General features: G+C 73.3%; 15 protein-coding genes. 8 read left to right on the top strand and 7 right to left on the bottom strand.

Features of this window, described 5'->3' with window-relative positions; translation table 11 throughout:
• Positions 1-10 precede the first annotated feature (10 nt).
• Positions 11-982 carry a chaplin gene (locus ACLGIH_RS27655; RefSeq protein WP_416527997.1) on the top strand — a complete coding sequence of 324 codons (972 nt, stop codon included), beginning with the start codon at positions 11-13 and terminating at the stop codon, positions 980-982.
• A gap of 38 nt (positions 983-1,020) precedes the next feature.
• On the opposite strand, the gene ACLGIH_RS27660 is transcribed toward ACLGIH_RS27655, so the two are convergent.
• Positions 1,021-1,209, bottom strand: coding sequence for a DUF5703 family protein (locus tag ACLGIH_RS27660; RefSeq protein WP_359202201.1), 189 nt, complete (start codon positions 1,207-1,209; stop codon positions 1,021-1,023).
• A 47-nt stretch (positions 1,210-1,256) separates the two neighbouring features.
• Between ACLGIH_RS27660 and ACLGIH_RS27665 the strand changes: the two genes are divergently transcribed.
• Positions 1,257-2,006, top strand: coding sequence for a hypothetical protein (locus ACLGIH_RS27665; protein WP_416527998.1), 750 nt, complete (start codon positions 1,257-1,259; stop codon positions 2,004-2,006).
• A gap of 450 nt (positions 2,007-2,456) precedes the next feature.
• Here the strand turns inward: ACLGIH_RS27665 and ACLGIH_RS27670 are convergent, their stop codons facing one another.
• Both ACLGIH_RS27670 and ACLGIH_RS27675 read right to left on the bottom strand, forming a co-directional pair.
• Entirely contained in the window at positions 2,457-5,162 is a 2,706-nt protein-coding gene (locus tag ACLGIH_RS27670) for a helix-hairpin-helix domain-containing protein (protein ID WP_416527999.1), read from the bottom strand.
• Positions 5,159-6,145 carry an aldo/keto reductase gene (locus ACLGIH_RS27675; protein ID WP_416528000.1) on the bottom strand — a complete coding sequence of 329 codons (987 nt, stop codon included), beginning with the start codon at positions 6,143-6,145 and terminating at the stop codon, positions 5,159-5,161. The genes ACLGIH_RS27670 and ACLGIH_RS27675 overlap by 4 nt, the downstream gene beginning before the upstream one ends.
• Positions 6,146-6,258: 113 nt before the next feature.
• Here ACLGIH_RS27675 and ACLGIH_RS27680 point away from each other — a divergent pair, with 113 nt between their 5' ends.
• A complete protein-coding gene (locus tag ACLGIH_RS27680; RefSeq protein ID WP_416528001.1) occupies positions 6,259-7,314 on the top strand; it encodes an LLM class F420-dependent oxidoreductase in 1,056 nt (351 codons plus the stop codon).
• Between the two features lie 230 nt (positions 7,315-7,544).
• Positions 7,545-8,333, top strand: coding sequence for a ferritin-like domain-containing protein (locus tag ACLGIH_RS27685; protein ID WP_416528002.1), 789 nt, complete (start codon positions 7,545-7,547; stop codon positions 8,331-8,333).
• Between the two features lie 49 nt (positions 8,334-8,382).
• Here the strand turns inward: ACLGIH_RS27685 and corA are convergent, their stop codons facing one another.
• Positions 8,383-9,378: a magnesium/cobalt transporter CorA gene (gene corA, locus ACLGIH_RS27690; RefSeq protein WP_416529495.1), complete on the bottom strand. Its 996-nt coding sequence runs from the start codon at positions 9,376-9,378 to the stop codon at positions 8,383-8,385.
• Between the two features lie 61 nt (positions 9,379-9,439).
• On the opposite strand from corA, the gene ACLGIH_RS27695 reads away from it, so the two are divergent.
• The 4 genes from ACLGIH_RS27695 (at position 9,440) to mshC (ending at position 12,905) form a co-directional block, all read left to right on the top strand.
• Positions 9,440-10,126, top strand: a complete 687-nt coding sequence (locus tag ACLGIH_RS27695; protein WP_416528003.1) for a histidine phosphatase family protein — start codon at positions 9,440-9,442, stop codon at positions 10,124-10,126.
• A gap of 68 nt (positions 10,127-10,194) precedes the next feature.
• The gene (locus tag ACLGIH_RS27700; protein ID WP_416528004.1) at positions 10,195-10,785 is read left to right on the top strand and encodes a DUF3090 domain-containing protein; all 591 of its coding nucleotides are present in this window, start codon (positions 10,195-10,197) and stop codon (positions 10,783-10,785) included.
• Entirely contained in the window at positions 10,749-11,567 is an 819-nt protein-coding gene (locus tag ACLGIH_RS27705) for an SCO1664 family protein (RefSeq protein WP_416528005.1), read from the top strand. The genes ACLGIH_RS27700 and ACLGIH_RS27705 overlap by 37 nt, the downstream gene beginning before the upstream one ends.
• 108 nt (positions 11,568-11,675) lie before the next feature.
• On the top strand, positions 11,676-12,905 hold the full coding sequence (gene mshC, locus ACLGIH_RS27710; RefSeq protein ID WP_416528006.1) for a cysteine--1-D-myo-inosityl 2-amino-2-deoxy-alpha-D-glucopyranoside ligase: 1,230 nt from the start codon (positions 11,676-11,678) through the stop codon (positions 12,903-12,905).
• Between the two features lie 158 nt (positions 12,906-13,063).
• On the opposite strand, the gene ACLGIH_RS27715 is transcribed toward mshC, so the two are convergent.
• The 3 genes from ACLGIH_RS27715 to glpK all read right to left on the bottom strand — a co-directional run bounded on the left by ACLGIH_RS27715 (position 13,064) and on the right by glpK (position 17,514).
• Positions 13,064-14,050, bottom strand: a complete 987-nt coding sequence (locus ACLGIH_RS27715; RefSeq protein WP_416528007.1) for a PAC2 family protein — start codon at positions 14,048-14,050, stop codon at positions 13,064-13,066.
• 289 nt (positions 14,051-14,339) lie between these two features.
• The gene (locus tag ACLGIH_RS27720; protein ID WP_416528008.1) at positions 14,340-15,956 is read right to left on the bottom strand and encodes a glycerol-3-phosphate dehydrogenase/oxidase; all 1,617 of its coding nucleotides are present in this window, start codon (positions 15,954-15,956) and stop codon (positions 14,340-14,342) included.
• Positions 15,957-15,975: 19 nt separating this feature from the next.
• Positions 15,976-17,514 carry a glycerol kinase GlpK gene (gene glpK, locus ACLGIH_RS27725; protein ID WP_416528009.1) on the bottom strand — a complete coding sequence of 513 codons (1,539 nt, stop codon included), beginning with the start codon at positions 17,512-17,514 and terminating at the stop codon, positions 15,976-15,978.
• Positions 17,515-17,592 lie beyond the last annotated feature (78 nt).

Below are 17,592 nucleotides of genomic sequence, written 5' to 3' on the forward strand. Positions count from 1 at the left end.
AATGCAGCACATGCGACAGGTCACCCGCAAGGGCCTGATGACGATGGCGGCGGCGACCGGTGTGATCGCCGCCGCGGGCGGCGCCGCACACGCCGATTCCGGAGCGCAGGGCTCCAGTTCGGGCTCGCCCGGCGTGCTGTCCGGCAACACGGTGCAGGCACCGGTGCACGCACCGGTCAACGTCTGCGGCAACACGGTCAACGTCGTGGGCGCCCTCAATCCCTCCATGGGCAACTCGTGCGCCAACAAGAGCGGCGGCGAGCACGGAGGGTACGGCGACTCCGGCGGCCACGGGACGCCCGGGGGCTCCCACTCCGGCGGTCACGCCGCCGACTCGCCCGGCGTCGGCTCCGGCAACCACGTCCAGGCGCCGGTGCACGCGCCGGTGAACGTCTGCGGCAACAGCGTGGACGTCATCGGGATCGGCAACCCGAGCACGGGCAACTACTGCGGCAACGGTGGCTACGGCGGTGGAGGCGGCGACCACACCAACCCGCCGGGTGGTGGCCACGAGACGCCCCCGGGTGAGCCCGGTGGTCCGGAAGGGCCGGGTGGGCCCGGTGGTCCTGGTGGGCCTGAGGGTCCTGGTGGGCCTGAGGGCCCCGGCGGGCCTGGTGGGCCTGAGGGTCCCGGTGGCCCTGGGGGCCCCGGCGGGCCTGGTGGGCCTGAGGGTCCCGGTGGCCCCGGCGGCCCTGAGGGTCCTGGTGGCCCCGGCGGCCCTGAGGGTCCCGGTGGTCCTGAGGGTCCCGGTGGTCCTGACGGGCCCGGTGACGACGGGAAGCCTGGAGGCCCCGAGGACGACACGTCCGGCGGCGCCACGGACGGCGACCGTCCCGACGGGCACTTCGTCAGCCAGTCCCAGGACTCCGCGGAGCTGGCGCAGACCGGCAGCGACCTGCCGCTCGGCCTGGCCCTGCCGGCGGGCGCGGGCGCGCTGCTCGCGGGTGCGGTGCTGTACCGCAAGGCACGCACCTCCGCCTGACGGCGCATTTCCCTGGTGACCCGGCCGCCGCTGCCGGGTCACCAGGTGGCGCGTACCTGGCGGATGATCCGCCGGCGCAGCCGCACCCTGCGGCTGCCGTCCCGCAGCAGGCTCAGGCGGTACAACTCCCAGTGTCCGTACTCGGCGTGGTCCGTCAGCAGACGTGTCGTCTCCTTGCGGGAAACCCCGCGCGGCAGGTGCACATCGACAAATTCGTATTCCGGCATCGCATCTATTGTGCGGGCTGGTGCCTGGTACGGATAGCGTCTGCTGTATGTCTGATGCTGCGCAGCCCACCGCTGCCGAGGTACGGGCCGCCGCCGAGGCGGTCAAGACCGCACTCGACCGCCACCTGGCCGCCGTCGAACGCCGGTCCGGGGAGGACGATCCGGAGGTCTACGAGGCGTTCAACCAGCTCGCGGCGGCCGCCGAGGCGTACGACGAGCTGCTCTACGACCGCTACGACGAGGTCACGCCCTTCGAGATCCCCAGCGGGGACGACGAGCTGCCGCCGTATCTGGGTCCCGAGGAACCGCACGCCCTGAGCGTGCTGATCCGCCGTGACTACGCCGTGGTGGAGCCCCAGCGGCTGCTGGCACAGGCGCGGCTGATCGAGGCGGCGGACGACGACACGGACGGCGAGGGGACGGACGCCGCCGAGACGGTCCACGGAGCCCTCGGGATCCTGTTCGGCGAGTTCGAGGCGGACGAGATCGCCTCCCGGCACAAGGAGTTCGGCCTGGACGAGGGCGACTCCACGCTGTGGGTGACGGCCGCGGACGAGCCCGCCGAGGCCGGTGAGTGGCTGGAGGCGCCGTTCGACCAGGTCGACCCGCAACGGGTGGTCTGCCGCTTCGACGTCAGCGCGGTGTTCGACGACGAGCCGGACGACGACCTGGACGACGACCTCGACGACGAGGACGCCGACGCGGGCGGTCCTCGCAAGGGCCCGGACGATCTCGACGAACTCGACACCGACCTGGACGGGGACGACGAACTGGAACCGCTGGACGCGGACCGCTGAACGGGGACCGCTGAACGCCGACCGCCACCCGCCCGGCCCCTACTCCGACAACCGCCCCGCCCCACCCGCCATCCCTGTCCAGGCGGCCGCCCCTGAGGCCCTCCGGAGCCCGCCCGGCACTGCCCGGCGGGCTTCGCCGGCCCTGCCGTGCCTGGCGGTCTCTGCCCCGGCGGTGGCGTTCCGGTGCCCGACCGCCGTCGCCCTGGCAGGTCCGCCGGGCTCGGGGCGTCCGACCGGCCCGGTCCGGCGGGCGTCCCTCTGCCCTGCGGCGCCCGAGCTCCTCTGCCACGGGGCGCGGCCCCCGGCCCTCCGACCGCCCGGCGACCTCCGGCGCCCCCGGTCGTCCGAGGGCGGCGCGGAGGCGGCCCGCTTCCCGCGCGGGCGGCGGGCCGGAGGGGGCGGCGCCGTCGGCGCCGTTGCCCTCTCGGGGCTCCCTTCGGCCTTGGCGGGTCAGCTTTCCGTCGGTACCTGCGGAGCGAGCAGTGCCGGCAGGCGGGTGGTGCGCGGCTTGGCCGGTACCTCGGCCACGGCACGGGGCAACGCCTGCTCCACGCCGTGCACCACGGACAGATGGCGCTCGGCCCGGCCGAACGCTGTGTAGACCCACGGACGGCTGAGCGCCGGCACGGCATCGCCGGGCAGCACCACGACCACCGCGGGCCACCGGCCGCCCACCGCCTGGTGCGCGGTCACCGCCCACCCGTGCCGTACGCAGCCCTCCACCCGCTCCTTCGGTACGACCACGTCCTCGTCCGCGCAGGACAGGTGCAGCCCCTCGGCGTCGGCCCGCACCACCCGGCCCGGCACCACCCGGCCGGGCGCGGGGGAGTGGACGACGCGGTCGCCGGGGTCGAAGCCGCCGAAGCGGCCGGGGCCGGGATTGAGCCGTTCCTTCAGCGCCGCGTTGAGCGCGCGGGTGCCGACCGCACCGCCGTGCCCCGGCGTGATCACCTGGGTGTCCTCGGCGGGGACGCCGATCGCGCGCGGCACCGAGTCCACCACGAGCTGCACGGTCCGGTGCACGGCCTCGCCCGCGTCCCGCACCGGAACGATCACGACCTCCTTGCCGGGGGCCTCCACCTGGTTCAGCTCGCCGACGCCGATGCCGGAGACCAGCTCGCCCAGCGGGCCGGGGTCGGGCCGCCGAGAGGCGATGTGCGGGCAGACCCGCGCCGCCAGCAGGTCGGCGAAGACCCGGCCGGGGCCCACCGACCACAGCACCGCCGGGTCCCCGGCCAGCACCAGCCGGGCACCGTCCGGCAGCGACTCCACCAGTAGGGCCGCCGCCTCAACGTCCAGCTGCGGGGCGTCGAACACCACGAGCAGGTCCAGGTCCAGGGCGCCGTCGCCGTCCCGCCCCGGCCCCTCGGCGCCGGCCAGCAGACCGGCGACGGTGGCGACGGGCGGCCGCGCATCCGCCGTCGCCGCGGACACCCCGTCCAGCAGGGCCGCGAAACGGCGGCGGCCGACAAGGCTCGGGGTGGCGGCCCAGGCGCGCAGGCCGAGCCGCTCGGCGACGGACAGCAGGGCCGCCGGTTCGGCCAGGGCCGCCTCACCGCCGGTGTGCAGGACCAGCCCGTGGTCCGCCACCGCCCGGATCAGCTCGGCCGCGCTGCCCCGCGCGCCGGCGGCGGCCCGCTCCCAGTCCTCCGCCGAACCGTCCTGCTTCGGCACCGAGTTGACCAGCCGGGCGAGTCCGTCGGCGAGGCTCTCCTCCGCGAGCGCGTACCGCTCCAGGCCGACCAGGACCCGTACGGGGCGCTCCTCGCCCCCCTCCTGGCCCGCCTCTTCGTCGGTCTCCGCGTCGCCCGCCGCCGCGTCGCCCGCCGCCGCGTCGGTCCGCCGGTCCGGACCGGCGGGCTCGTCCAGGCCGTCCTGGAAGGCCAGGGCTTCGGCCTCGGCGAGCGCGCTCTGCACGGCGGCGTCGGGGTCCGGCACACCCCGCCGGCCCAGCTCGGCTGTCAGCCTCGGCAGCTCCAGCGCCGTGTGCCCGGCCAGTGCCGCCTGCTCCAGGAGCCAGACCGTGACCGCGCGTCCCCGCCGCTCGTCCTCCGGGCCGCACTCCGGGCCGAGCAGCGCCCGCGCGAACCCGTCGGCCTGCTCCGGCCGCACCCCGGCGACCCGCAGCAGCTGCCAGGGGTCCGCGCGCAGGCCCTCGTCCGCCCCCTCGCCGAGCACCGCGACGATCTGCGGCGCGAGCCCCTCGGGTGCGCCGCCCTCCGCCAGCACGCGCCGTACGGCCTGAACGGCCTCCGGGGCAGGCGGCGCGGGCGCTTGGGCCGTACGCTCCGGTGCCGGCACCGGCTGCGGCCGTCGTACCGGCGCGGACTCGGGAGCCGGGCGCAGCGGCGCGGGACGGGCCTCGGCGAAGACCGTGGCCGGCGGCTTCTCGCCGCTCTCCACGGCGCGCACGGCGGCGAGCAGGTCGGCGGCCGTGCCGCTCAGCTTGGTCCCGGCCTCGATCGGCGCCGCCTTCTCCGCCTTGCGCCGCTCGATCCGCTCCCGCTCGATCCGCTGGGCGGCCATCTCGGCCTCCGCCTCGGACACCTGCCCGACCCCGGCTGCCCCGGACCCCTGCTCGGCCCCGGCCGCTTGCCCGGCCTCTGTCTCCGGCCTCTGCTCGGCCTTGGCCGCTTGCCTGGCCTCTGTTTCCGGCCCCTGCTCGGCCCTGGCCGCTTGCCCGGCCTCGGTCTCCGACCCCTGCCCGGCCCTGACCGCGCCGGACCCCTGCCCGGCCTGTCCTTCCGACCCCTGTCCGGCCCCGGCCGCCCCGGACCCTTGCTCGGCCCCGGCCGCTTGCCCGGCCTCTGTTTCCGGCCCTTGCTCGGCCCCGGCAGCTTGCCCGGCCTCGGTCTCCGACCCCTGCCCGGCCCTGACCGCGCCGGACCCCTGCCCGGCCTGTGCCTCCGACCCCTGTCCGGCCCCGGCCGCCCCGGACCCTTGCTCGGCCCCGTCCGCCTCGGTCGCCTGCTCGGCCCCGGCCGCCTCCGCCGCGCCGGTGTCCCGGACGTCTCCGGTGCCCTCGACGCCTCCGGTGTCCCCGTCGGCGGGCCCCCGGGCTCCGGTGTCCTCACCCTCCGGCGCGGTGGCGTGCCCGCCCGGCGGCACCGGCTCGGTGTCCACGGCATCCTCAGCGGGCTCGGGCTCCGTGCTCACAGCGTGCTCCAGTCGTGATCGGGATAGCGGTGCACGGGCGCCGACACGTCGTCGAGCGCCCGGCAGATCTCGTCAGGAAGACTAAGGGCCTCCACTGACAACGCCGCCGTGAGCTGCTGCGCGTTGCGCGTGCCGACGATCGGCGCGACCACGCCGGGCCGGTCCCGGACCCAGGCGAGGGCGACCTGGAGCGGGCTGACCGCCAGCCCGTCCGCCGCCGTCGCCACCGCGTCCACGATGCGGCTCGCCGTGTCGTCGAGATACGGCGCGACGAACGGCGCCATGTGCTCGGAGGCGCCCCGCGAGTCCGGCGGCCTGGCGTCGCCCCGGTACTTGCCGGTGAGCACGCCCCGCCCGAGCGGGGAGGAGGGCAGCAGACCGACGCCCAGGTCGCGCGCGGCCGGCAGCGCCTCGCGCTCGACGCCCCGCTGGAGCAGCGAGTACTCCAGCTGTGTGCTGGCCAGCCGGTTGCGCGCCCCCGGCGCGGCCAGCTGCCAGGTGGCCGCCTTGGCCAGCTGCCAGCCGCAGAAGTTGGACACCCCGGCGTAGCGGGCCCGGCCGCTGCCGACCGCCAGGTCCAGGGCGTGCAGGGTCTCCTCCAGCGGGGTGGCGGGGTCGTAGGCGTGCACGTGCCACACGTCGACGTGGTCGGTGCCGAGCCGGGCCAGCGACGCGTCCAGCGCGGAGAGCAGATGGCCGCGCGAGCCGTCGAAGCGGCGGTCGGGGTCGGGCACGCTGCCCGCCTTGGTGGAGATCACCAGATCGCGGCGCGGGACCAGGCCGTCCATGAGCCTGCCGAGCAGATATTCGGCCTCTCCGTCGCCGTACACGTCCGCCGTGTCGACGAGGTTCCCGCCCGCCTCCCAGAACGTCTTCAAGAGGTCCGCCGCGTCGTGCTCGTCGGTGGCCCGGCCCCAGGTCAAAGTGCCGAGACCGATGCGGGACACGCGCAGGCCGGTGCGGCCGAGATGCCTCTGCTCCATGAACGCCGAGATTACTGGCCAGGACTTCCACTGTGGGGTCCTGTGGACAACGGATTTCCGCACGCTAAGGTCGGGACACCAGCGACGTTACCGATCGGTAAGGGGAATGGGCCATGCAGCTCGGGATCAACCTCGGCTACTGGGGCGCCGGGATGGACGCGGACAATCTCGCCGTCGCCCAGGAGGCCGACCGGCTCGGCTACGCCGTCTGCTGGGCCGCGGAGGCCTACGGCTCCGACGCCGCCACGGTGCTCTCCTGGGTCGCCGCGCAGACCGAGCGCATCGACGTCGGCTCGGCGATCTTCCAGATCCCGGCCCGCCAGCCGGCGATGACCGCGATGACGGCCGCCACTCTCGACTCGCTCTCCAAGGGCCGCTTCCGGCTCGGCCTGGGCGTCTCGGGCCCCCAGGTCTCCGAGGGCTGGTACGGCGTCAAGTTCGACAGGCCGCTGGCCCGCACCCGCGAGTACGTCGAGATCGTCCGCAAGGCGATGACCCGGGAACGGCTGTCGTACGAGGGCGAGCACTGGACGCTGCCGCTGCCCGGCGGCCCCGGCAAGCCGATCAAGCTGACCGTGCACCCCCAGCGCGAGCACATCCCGCTGTACATCGCCGCCATCGGCCCGAAGAACCTGGAGCAGACCGGCGAGATCGCCGACGGCGCCCTGCTGATCTTCCCGTCCGCCGATCACCTGGAGGAGACCGCGATCCGGTATCTGCGCGCCGGACGCGAAAAGGCCGGCCGGACGCTCGACGGCTTCGACGTCTGCCCGACCCTCCCACTGGCCGTCGGCGACGACAAGGACGTCACCGCGCTCGCCGACACCTTCCGGCCCTACACGGCGCTGTACGTCGGCGGCATGGGCAGCGCGAAGCAGAACTTCTACAACCAGCTCGCCCAGCGCATGGGCTACGAGCGGGAGGCCGCCGAGATCCAGGAGAAGTACCTGTCCGGCGACAAGCAGGGCGCCGCGGCCGCCGTCCCGCACGACCTGATCGACCGCACCACCCTGCTCGGCTCCGTCGACCGCATCGCGGACCGGATGAAGGCCTACGCGGCGGCCGGTGTCACCACCCTGAGCCTCGCCCCGGCCGGCTTCACCCTGGAGGAACGCATCGCCTCGCTGCGGGCCGGCACCGAGGCCCTGGAACGCGCCGGGCTCGCCTAGGGGCCGGCGGCGGAGGATTCTGCGGCCGTGGTGGGGGCTCGGGGGTCTTCCCCGCCACGGCCGTCACGGGGAACAACGCGCACGCACGCGCCCGGTTACGCCCTTGGGCGCCCCTGACTGTCCTTCTTTCGGCGGAGTTGCCGACAGCGCTGTTGCTCCGCCTCGCCGGTCCGGTCTTGACTCTCCCTGCGGAGCCGCGCGGAACCCCGCAGAGGCAGAGAGGTGCACCGATGCTTTCGGCCAGGAGCCTGTTCCAGGAGATCCTCGACGACGACGATTCCTTCCGTCTGTTCTGCTCCATCGCGGCCAGCGGGGAGTCCCAGGGCGGTTGGGAGAACGGGCGCATCGCGGCCCTGGTACCGGAGAGCGAACGCGCTCTCGCCCCCAGGATCAGCCGGCACGGAGCCGACGAGGACAAACACGGGCGGATCTTCAACGCCCTGATGAAGAAGCGCGGCCTGGAACCCGTCGAGGTCCCGCCGGAGACCGACTACACGATGCTCCTGGAGCGGCACGGCATCGGTCTCGCCCACGAGAAGCTCAAGGCGGACCAGCCGCTCACGGTGCACGACATCATCACGTACCTCGCCCACAGCAGGGTCACCGAGCAGCGCGCCGCCGAACAGATGGTGATGCTGCGCAGGCACTTCGGCGACCACCCGGACATCGGCAGGGCCGTCCGCATGATCTCCGAGGACGAGGACAACCACCTCGCGTACTCCCACGAGGAACTGCTCCGCTTCGCCGCCGCCGGACACGGCCGGCTCATCCAGCGCGCCCTGCGCGAGTGCGCCCTCGCCGAGATCCGCGTCTACCGGGACGTCAGCCTCGCGGTCATGGCCCACATGGGGCGCCTCCTCGGCTGGCCGAGGGCCAAGTCGGCGGCCCTGACGGCCGGTATCCACGCGCTGTACCTCTACGAGCGGCTCGGCGGCTGGCGCCGCATGGTGACCCTGAGGATGCCCGAGCGGCGCGACGCCATGGGCGGCCCGGCCCCGGCGGCTCCCGAGACCGCCTGACCGACGCCACCGACGCCACCTGAGCCGACGAGGCCGACGACGACAGCGCCTACAGCCAGCCCCGCCGCTTGAACGTCCGGAACAGCAGCACCTCCAGCGCGGCCATGACCACGATCACGGCCGGATACGACCACACCCAGTTCAGCTCCGGCATGTGCTCGAAGTTCATGCCGTAGATCCCCGCGATCATCGTGGGGATCGCGGCCATGGCCGCCCACGCGGAGATCTTCCGCATGTCGTCGTTCTGCCGGACGCTCATCTGCGCCAGATGCGCCGACAGGATGTCCGACACCAGCCGGTCCAGGCCCTCCACCGACTCGTTCACGCGTGTGAGGTGGTCGTGCACGTCCCGGAAGAACGGCCGCGCGCTGTCGTTGACGAACGGCACCGGCGCGCCGAACGCACCGTTGCCGGCCAGCCGGGTCACCGGAAGCGCCAGCGGGACGGTCGCCCGGCGGAACTCCAGGATCTGCCGCTTGAAGTTGTAGATCCGCGACGCGGTGTGCCGGGAACCGCCGCCGTCCGGCGAGAAGACCTCGGCCTCCAGGTCCTCCAGGTCCTGCCCCAGCTCGGTCGCCACGTCCAGGTAGTGGTCGACGGCGGCGTCCGCGATCGCGTACAGCACGGCGGTGGGGCCCTCGCCGAGCAGCTCCGGTTCCCGCTCCAGCCGCTGCCGCACCGCCCCCAGCGGGGCGCCCTCACCGTGCCGGACGGTGACCACGAAACCGTCCCCGAGGAAGACCATCAGCTCACCGGTGGACACCGTGTCGCTCCGCGGCTCGTACACCACCGGCTTGAGGACCACGAACAGCGAGTCCTCGTACACCTCCAGCTTGGGCCGCTGGTGCGCCTTCAGGGCATCCTCGACGGCCAGCGGATGCAGCCCGAACTCCTCCGTGACCAGGTCGAACTCCTTCTCCGTCGGCTCGTGCAGCCCGATCCACACGAAACCGCCCGCGGCCCGCGCCTCACCGAGCGCGTCGGAGAGGTCCTCCGGGCCCTCGGAGCGGTGTCCGTCCCGGTAGACGGCGCAGTCGACGATCACCGAACGCATCCTCCCTTCGCCCCGGCGCCGGCACCCGCCGCCGTACGCCTACCCTTGGCGCATGCCCACGCTGATCCTGGTCAGGCACGGACGTTCCACCGCCAACACCGAGGGAGTGCTCGCCGGCTGGACGCCCGGCGTCGCCCTCGACGACCGCGGCGCCGCGCAGGCCGCCGCACTGCCCGGCCGGCTCGCCGGGCTGCCGATCGCCGAGGTGGTCGCCAGCCCGCTGCAGCGCTGCCAGGAGACGATCCGGCCGCTGCTGGACGCCCGGCCGGGCCTGCGCGCCCACACCGACGAGCGGATCGGGGAGTGCCACTACGGCGACTGGTCCGGGCGCAAGCTCGCCGACCTCAAGGACGAGCCCCTGATGGAGGTGGTGCAGTCGCACCCCTCGGCGGCGGCGTTCCCCGGCGGCGAGTCGATGCGCGCCATGCAGACCCGCGCCGCCGAGGCGGTGCGCGAGTGGAACGCGCGCGTGGAGCGCGACCACGGCCCCGACGCCGTCTACCTGATGTGCTCGCACGGCGACATCATCAAGTCGCTCGTCGCCGACGCCCTCGGTCTTCACCTCGACCTCTTCCAGCGGATCTCCGTCGAACCCTGCTCCGTCACCGTGATCCGCCACACTCGGCTGCGGCCCTTCCTGGTGCGCCTCGGCGACACCGGCGACCTGGCTTCCCTGGCGCCGCGCGAGGAACCGCCCGGCGACGACGCCACGGTCGGGGGCAGTGCGGGCGCACCGTGATCGTCGGCCGCAGTAGGGTGAAGCGGTCCCAGCAGTAGCCACCCACCGACTCTCAATGGAGACAGGACGTGTCCCGTCAGGTGTTCCTCTACGACCAGCCGGACCGTTTCGTGGCCGGCACGGTCGGACTGCCCGGGCGCCGTACGTTCTTCCTCCAGGCCTCCGCCGGCTCCCGGGTGACCAGCGTGGCCCTGGAGAAGACCCAGGTCGCCGCGCTCGCCGAGCGCATGGACGAACTGCTCGACGAGGTCGTGCGCCGCAGCGGCGGCAGCGCGGCCGTCCCCGCCATGGCGCCCACGGAGATCGCCGACACCGCCCCGCTGGACACCCCCGTGGAGGAGGAGTTCCGCGTCGGCACCATGGCGCTGGCCTGGGACGGTGATGACCAGCGCATGATCGTTGAGGCCCAGGCCCTCGTGGAGCTGGAGGCCGACTCCGAGGAGGACCTCGCGGAGGCCGAGGAGCGGTTGCTCCAGGACGAGGAGAACGGCCCCCCGATGCTGCGGGTGCGTCTCACCGGCGCGCAGGCCAGGGCCTTCGCCAAGCGCGCCCTCGACGTCGTCAACGCCGGGCGGCCGCCGTGCCCGCTGTGCAGCCTCCCGCTCGACCCGGAAGGACACGTATGTCCGCGCCAGAACGGATACCGCCGCGGAGCGTGACGACCGCCGAGCTGCTCACCGAGGGTGAGCTGACCGTCCGCGGCCGCATCCGCGAGGCCTCCAACGCGGCGCTGTACTGCACGGTGGCGTACGACGGGCAGGAGGCCGCCTGCGTCTACAAGCCGGTCGCCGGGGAACGACCGCTGTGGGACTTCCCCGACGGCACGCTCGCCCAGCGGGAGGTCGCCGCGTACGAGGTCTCCGAGGCCACCGGCTGGGGGCTCGTGCCGCCCACCGTGCTGCGCGACGGGCCGTACGGCGAGGGCATGTGCCAGCTGTGGATAGAGGCGGCACCGGAGGCCGAGCTGCTCGCCCTGGTGGACGCCGAGGAGCCCGGCCCCGGCTGGAAGGCCGTCGGCTTCGCGGAGGCCGGCGACGGGCGGACCGCCCTGCTGGTGCACGCCGACGACGCGCGGCTGCGGCGGCTCGCCGTCCTGGACGCCGTGATCAACAACGCCGACCGCAAGGGCGGTCACCTGCTGCCCGCCGGCGAGGGGCGGCTGTACGGCATCGACCACGGGGTCACCTTCCACGCCGAGAACAAGCTGCGCACCCTGCTGTGGGGCTGGGCCGGGGAACCGCTGACCGCGGAGGCCGTGACGGTGCTCGGCACCCTCCAGGAGCAGCTCAAGGACGACGCCGCCCTGGCGACCCGGCTGTCCGCCTTGATCACACCCGCCGAGCTCGACGCCACCCGCGCGCGCGTCACCGCGCTGCTGGCCTCGGGCCGCCACCCGGAACCGACCGGTGACTGGCCGCCCATCCCGTGGCCACCGGTCTGACACGCGGCGACCCCGCGCACATCCGAAGGCCCCGCACAAGACCGCCTTCCCGGCCAACCGCACCGTCCGGTTCGTGGACGGAACATCCGTCCGGTTAGGCTCATGTACATGCATGCCTGGCCCGCTTCCGAGGTCCCCGCCCTGCCCGGTCAGGGCCGCGACCTCAGGATCCACGACACCGCGACCGGCGGCCCGGTCACCCTCGACCCCGGTCCCATCGCCCGCATCTACGTCTGCGGCATCACGCCGTACGACGCCACCCACATGGGGCACGCGGCGACCTACAACGCGTTCGACCTCGTACAGCGCGTGTGGCTCGACACCAAGCGGCAGGTTCACTACGTCCAGAACGTCACCGACGTCGACGACCCCCTCCTGGAGCGGGCCGTGCGGGACGGCATCGACTGGGCCGCGCTCGCCGAGAAGGAGACCGCCCTCTTCCGCGAGGACATGACGGCGCTTCGGATGCTCCCGCCGCGGCACTACATAGGTGCCGTGGAGGCCATACCCGGCATCGTCCCGCTCGTCGAGCGGCTCCGTGACGCGGGCGCCGCCTACGAGCTGGACGGCGACATCTACTTCTCCGTGGAGTCCGACCCCCACTTCGGGCAGGTCTCCCACCTCGACGCCGCCGCCATGCGGCTGCTGTCCGCCGAGCGGGGCGGCGACCCCGACCGGCCGGGCAAGAAGAACCCGCTCGACCCCATGCTGTGGATGGCGGCCCGCGACGGCGAGCCCAGCTGGGACGGCGCCTCCCTCGGCCCCGGGCGCCCCGGCTGGCACATCGAGTGCGTCGCCATCGCCCTCGACCACCTCGGCATGGGCTTCGACGTCCAGGGCGGCGGCTCCGACCTCGCCTTCCCGCACCACGAGATGGGCGCCTCGCACGCCCAGGTGCTCACCGGCGAGTTCCCCATGGCCAAGGCCTACGTCCACGCCGGCATGGTCGCCCTGAACGGCGCGAAGATGTCCAAGTCCAAGGGCAACCTCGTCTTCGTCTCCAAGCTGCGCCACGACGGTGTCGACCCCGCCGCGATCCGGCTGACGCTGCTCGCCCACCACTACCGGTCCGACTGGGAGTGGACCGACCAGGTGCTGCGGGACGCCGTCGCCCGCCTCGACCGGTGGCGTGCCGCCGTGTCCCGGCCCGACGGCCCGCCCGCCGACGCCCTCGTCGAGGAGATCCGCGAGGCCCTCGCGGACGATCTCGACTCGCCGGCCGCGCTCGCCGCGGTCGACCGCTGGGCCGCGCTCCAGCAGGAGACCAGCGGCACGGACCCGGGCGCCCCCGGCGTGGTCTCCCGCGCGGTCGACGCGCTGCTCGGCGTCGCGCTCTAGACGTACGAGCCGCTCCGGACGCACGAGTCGGTCTCGTCGTACGCGTCGCTCCGGACACACGAGTCAGGGGCGCTTCCGGAAACGGAAGCGCCCCTGCTGTCCTCGGTGGCCGCCCCTGCCGGCCTCGGTCGCGAACCGTCCTCGGTCGTGGGGGCCGCTCAGTCCTCCGACGACTCCTCGTCCTCCCCGCCCGCCTTCGGCGGCTTCGGCGGGCGCGTACGCCCGCTGGGGTTGTCCCGCAGATACGGCGCCCCCGGTGTCCCGTCGCCGCCGTCGGCCGTGGCGTGCCCACCGGAGGGGCCGGCCCCGTCCCGGCGCCGCAGATACCGCTCGAACTCACGGGCGATCGCCTCGCCCGACGCCTCCGGCAGCTCCGCCGTGTCCCGCGCCTCCTCCAGCGACTGGACGTACTCGGCGACCTCACTGTCCTCGGCGGCCAGCTGGTCCACGCCCACCTGCCAGGCGCGCGCGTCCTCGGGCAGCTCGCCCAGCGGGATGCGCACGTCGATCAGGTCCTCCAGGCGGTTCAGCAGCGCCAGCGTGGCCTTAGGGTTCGGCGGCTGCGACACGTAGTGCGGCACCGCGGCCCACAGCGACACCGCCGGCACACCGGCGTGCGTGCACGCCTCCTGGAGGATGCCGACGATGCCCGTCGGGCCCTCGTACTTGGTCTCCTCCAGGTCCATGCGGCGGGCCAGGTCCGCGTCCGACGTGGTCCCGCTGATCGGGACCGGACGGGTGTGCGGAGTGTCACCGAGCAGGGCGCCCAGGATGACGACCAGCTCGACGCCCAGCTCATGGGCGAAACCCAGCAGCTCGTTGCAGAACGAGCGCCAGCGCATGGACGGTTCGATGCCCCGGACGAGGACGAGATCGCGCGGCTTCTCGCCGCCGACCCGGACCACGGACAGCCGCGTCGTCGGCCAGGTGATCTTGCGGACGCCGGCGTCCATGAAGACCGTGGGGCGGTTCACCTGGAAGTCGTAGTAGTCCTCGGCGTCCAGCGCCGCGAACACCTCGCCCTTCCATTCCCTGTCCAGATGCGCGACCGCGGTGGAGGCGGCGTCGCCGGCATCGTTCCAGCCCTCGAACGCGGCCACCATGACCGGGTCGATCAGCTCGGGAACCCCCTCGAGCTCGATCACCCAGTGCCTCCTTCCGACGTCCCTCACGTACGCCCCAACCTTACGGCGTGCCCAGGGGGCGCCCGCAGCCCCCTTGCACGGGGGAGTGAACGGATCACTGCCCCGTTCCCCGGGCCCGGACACCCCGGAGCGACGCGAGGCCGGCACAGGTGGAGGGCGGCGGCTCCATCGGTGCGGAGCCGCCGCCCCTCGCGGCCGGTGAGCCACTCCGTGGTGAACCGCCTCGTGGTGAACTACCGCGTGGCGAACTGATTTACGGAGTGCTCGGCGGTGAACTGCTGTGCGGGCGCTACTTCTTGCCGAGCAGGTCCTCGACCCTGCCGCGGACCTCGTCCGTGGCCAGGCCGCGGATCGTCAGCGTCGTCCGGCGGCGCAGCACGTCGTCGGCCGTCTGAGCCCACTCGTGGTCGCGGGCCCACACGACCTGGGCCCAGATCTCCGGGGCGTCCGGGTGGACGCGCTCGGCCAGCTCCGGGTTCTCGTTTGCGAGCCGGGCGATGTCGAAGGCCAGCGAGCCGTAGTGCGTCGCCAGGTGCCTGGCGGTGTCCGCGGCCATCCGCGGGCCCGGCGCCGGGCGGTCCACCAGCAGCCGGTGGGCCACGGCCCGCGGGTTGGCGACACCCGGCAGCGGCAGCTTCTTCGGCAGCGACGCGATCGGCTCGAAGTCGTCACCCAGCGGGTGGCCCGGCAGCGACTCCAGCTTCTTCATCACCGTACGGCCGATGTGGCGGAAGGTGGTCCACTTGCCGCCCGCGACCGACAGCATGCCGCCCCGGCCCTCGGTGACCACCGTCTCGCGCTTGGCCTTCGCCGTGTCGCCGGGACCGCCCGGCAGTACCCGCAGCCCGGCGAAGGCGTACGTGATCAGGTCCCGGTCGAGCTGCTGGTCGCGGATGGAGAACGCGGCCTCGTCCAGGATCTGCGCGATGTCCTTGTCGTTGACCGCGACGTCCGCCGGGTCGCCCTCGTACATCTCGTCGGTGGTGCCGAGCAGCAGCATGTCCTCCCAGGGGAGGGCGAAGGTGATCCGGTACTTGTCGATCGGGGTCGCCAGCGCGGCCTTCCAGGGGGAGGTGCGCTTCAGGACCAGATGCGCGCCCTTCGACAGGCGGATGGACGGCGCGGCGTTCGGGTCCTCCATGCGGCGCAGGTGGTCCACCCACGGGCCGGTGGCGTTCAGCACGAGCCGGGCGCTGACGCCGAACTCGTCACCGGAGAGCCGGTCCTTCAGCTCGGCGCCGGTCACCCGGCCCCGGGTGAAGCGCAGGCCGGTGACCTCGGCGTGGTTGAGGACGACCGCGCCCGCCTCGACCGCCGCGCGGACCGTCATCAGCGCCATGCGGGCGTCGTTCATCTGGTCGTCCCCGTAGACGGCCACGGCCTTGAGGTTCTCGGTGCGCAGCTCGGGGACGTCCGCCTGCGCCTTGGCGGGGGACAGCAGGTGGCCGACCCCGTCGCCGAAGGCGGACAGCGCCGAGTAGGCGAAGACACCGGCTCCGAGCTTCGCCGCGCCGTGCGGGCCGCCCTTGTACACGGGGAGGTAGAAGGTGAGCGGGTTCGCCAGGTGGGGGGCCACCTGGCGGGAGATCGCACGGCGCTCGAAGTGGTTCTCCGCCACCAGCTTCACCGCGCCGGTCTGCAGGTAGCGCAGACCGCCGTGGAGCAGCTTGGAGGAGGCGGAGGAGGTGGCGCCGGCGAAGTCGCCGGCGTCGACCAGAGCCACCCTGAGGCCGGACTGCGCGGCGTGCCAGGCGGTGGAGATGCCCAGGATGCCGCCGCCGACGACGAGGAGGTCGTACGACGCCTGGGAGAGCTGCTCCCGGGTCTCGGCTCGGCTCGGGTTCGAGCCGGAGGCCGGGCGCGTCCCCAGGGCAGGTATGGACTGCAGGGCGGACTGAGTGGTCATTGCGGTTTCTTACTCCTCGTCAGTCTTCGTCGTCGATCCAGCCCATGGTCCGCTCGACGGCCTTGAGCCAGCTCTTGTACTCACGGTCGCGGGTCTCCGCGTCCATGCGGGGGGTCCACTCGGCGGCCCGGCGCCAGTTGGCGCGCAGGTCGTCGGTGCTGTTCCAGAAGCCGACGGCGAGGCCGGCGGCGTAGGCGGCGCCGAGGCAGGTGGTCTCGGCGACCATCGGGCGCACCACGGGGGCGTCCACGAAGTCGGCGAGGGTCTGCATCAGCAGGTTGTTGGAGGTCATGCCGCCGTCGACCTTGAGGGCGGCCAGCTCCACACCGGAGTCCTTCGTCATGGCGTCGGCGATCTCCCGCGTCTGCCAGGCGGTGGCCTCCAGCACGGCGCGCGCGAGGTGCGCCTTGGTGACGTACCGGGTCAGGCCGGCGATCACGCCACGGGCGTCGGAACGCCAGTAGGGGGCGAACAGACCGGAGAAGGCCGGCACGAAGTAGGCGCCGCCGTTGTCCTCCACCGAAAGGGCGAGGGTCTCGATCTCGGCGGCGGTGGAGATCAGGCCCATCTGGTCGCGCATCCACTGCACCAGGGAGCCGGTGACGGCGATCGAGCCCTCCAGGGCGTAGACCGGCTTCTGCGCGCCGATCTGGTAGCCGACGGTGGTCAGCAGCCCGCTGTAGGAGTTGATGATCTTGTCACCGGTGTTCATCACCATGAAGGTGCCGGTGCCGTACGTCGACTTGGTCTCGCCCTCCGAGAAGCAGGTCTGGCCGAACAGGGCCGCCTGCTGGTCGCCGAGCGCGGAGGCGACCGGGATGCCGCCGAGCAGGTCGCCGAGCCTGCCGCCCTTGATCTCGCCGTAGACCTCGGCGGAGGAGCGGATCTCGGGCAGCATCCGCTGCGGCACGCCGATCGACTCGCAGATCTTCTCGTCCCACTGCATGGTGTGCAGGTTCATGAGCATGGTGCGCGAGGCGTTGGTGACGTCGGTGACGTGCTGCCCGCCGTCGACACCGCCGGTCAGGTTCCAGATGACCCAGGTGTCCATGGTGCCGAAGAGCAGGTCGCCCGTCTCGGCGCGCTCGCGCAGACCGTCGACGTTGTCGAGCAGCCAGCGGGCCTTGGGACCGGCGAAGTAGGAGGCGAGGGGAAGGCCGGTCTCGCGGCGGAAGCGGTCCTGGCCGACGTTGCGGCCCAGCTCCTTGCACAGCGCGTCGGTGCGGGTGTCCTGCCAGACGATGGCGTTGTGGACGGGCTCACCGGTGTTCCGGTCCCACACCACGGTGGTCTCGCGCTGGTTGGTGATGCCGATGGCCTTGATGTCGTCGCGGGTGATGCCGGCCTTCTCGACGGCCCCGGCGACGACCTCCTGGACGTTGGTCCAGATCTCGGTGGCGTTGTGCTCCACCCAGCCCGGCTTGGGGAAGATCTGCTCGTGCTCCTTCTGGTCGACGGAGACGATGCGGCCGTCGCGGTCGAAGACGATGCAGCGGGAGGAGGTCGTGCCCTGGTCGATGGCTGCGATGAACGGGCCGGCGGTGTGAGCGTCGGTCACTGTGTGCTCCTGAGTTCCGTGGTTGAGGTCGGTACGTACGTCGCGTGCTGTGCGGCTCGGGCGCGGCCGGGCCGGTGC

The sequence above is a fragment of the Streptomyces hamibioticus genome (assembly GCF_047946815.1).
Lineage (GTDB): Bacteria > Actinomycetota > Actinomycetes > Streptomycetales > Streptomycetaceae > Streptomyces.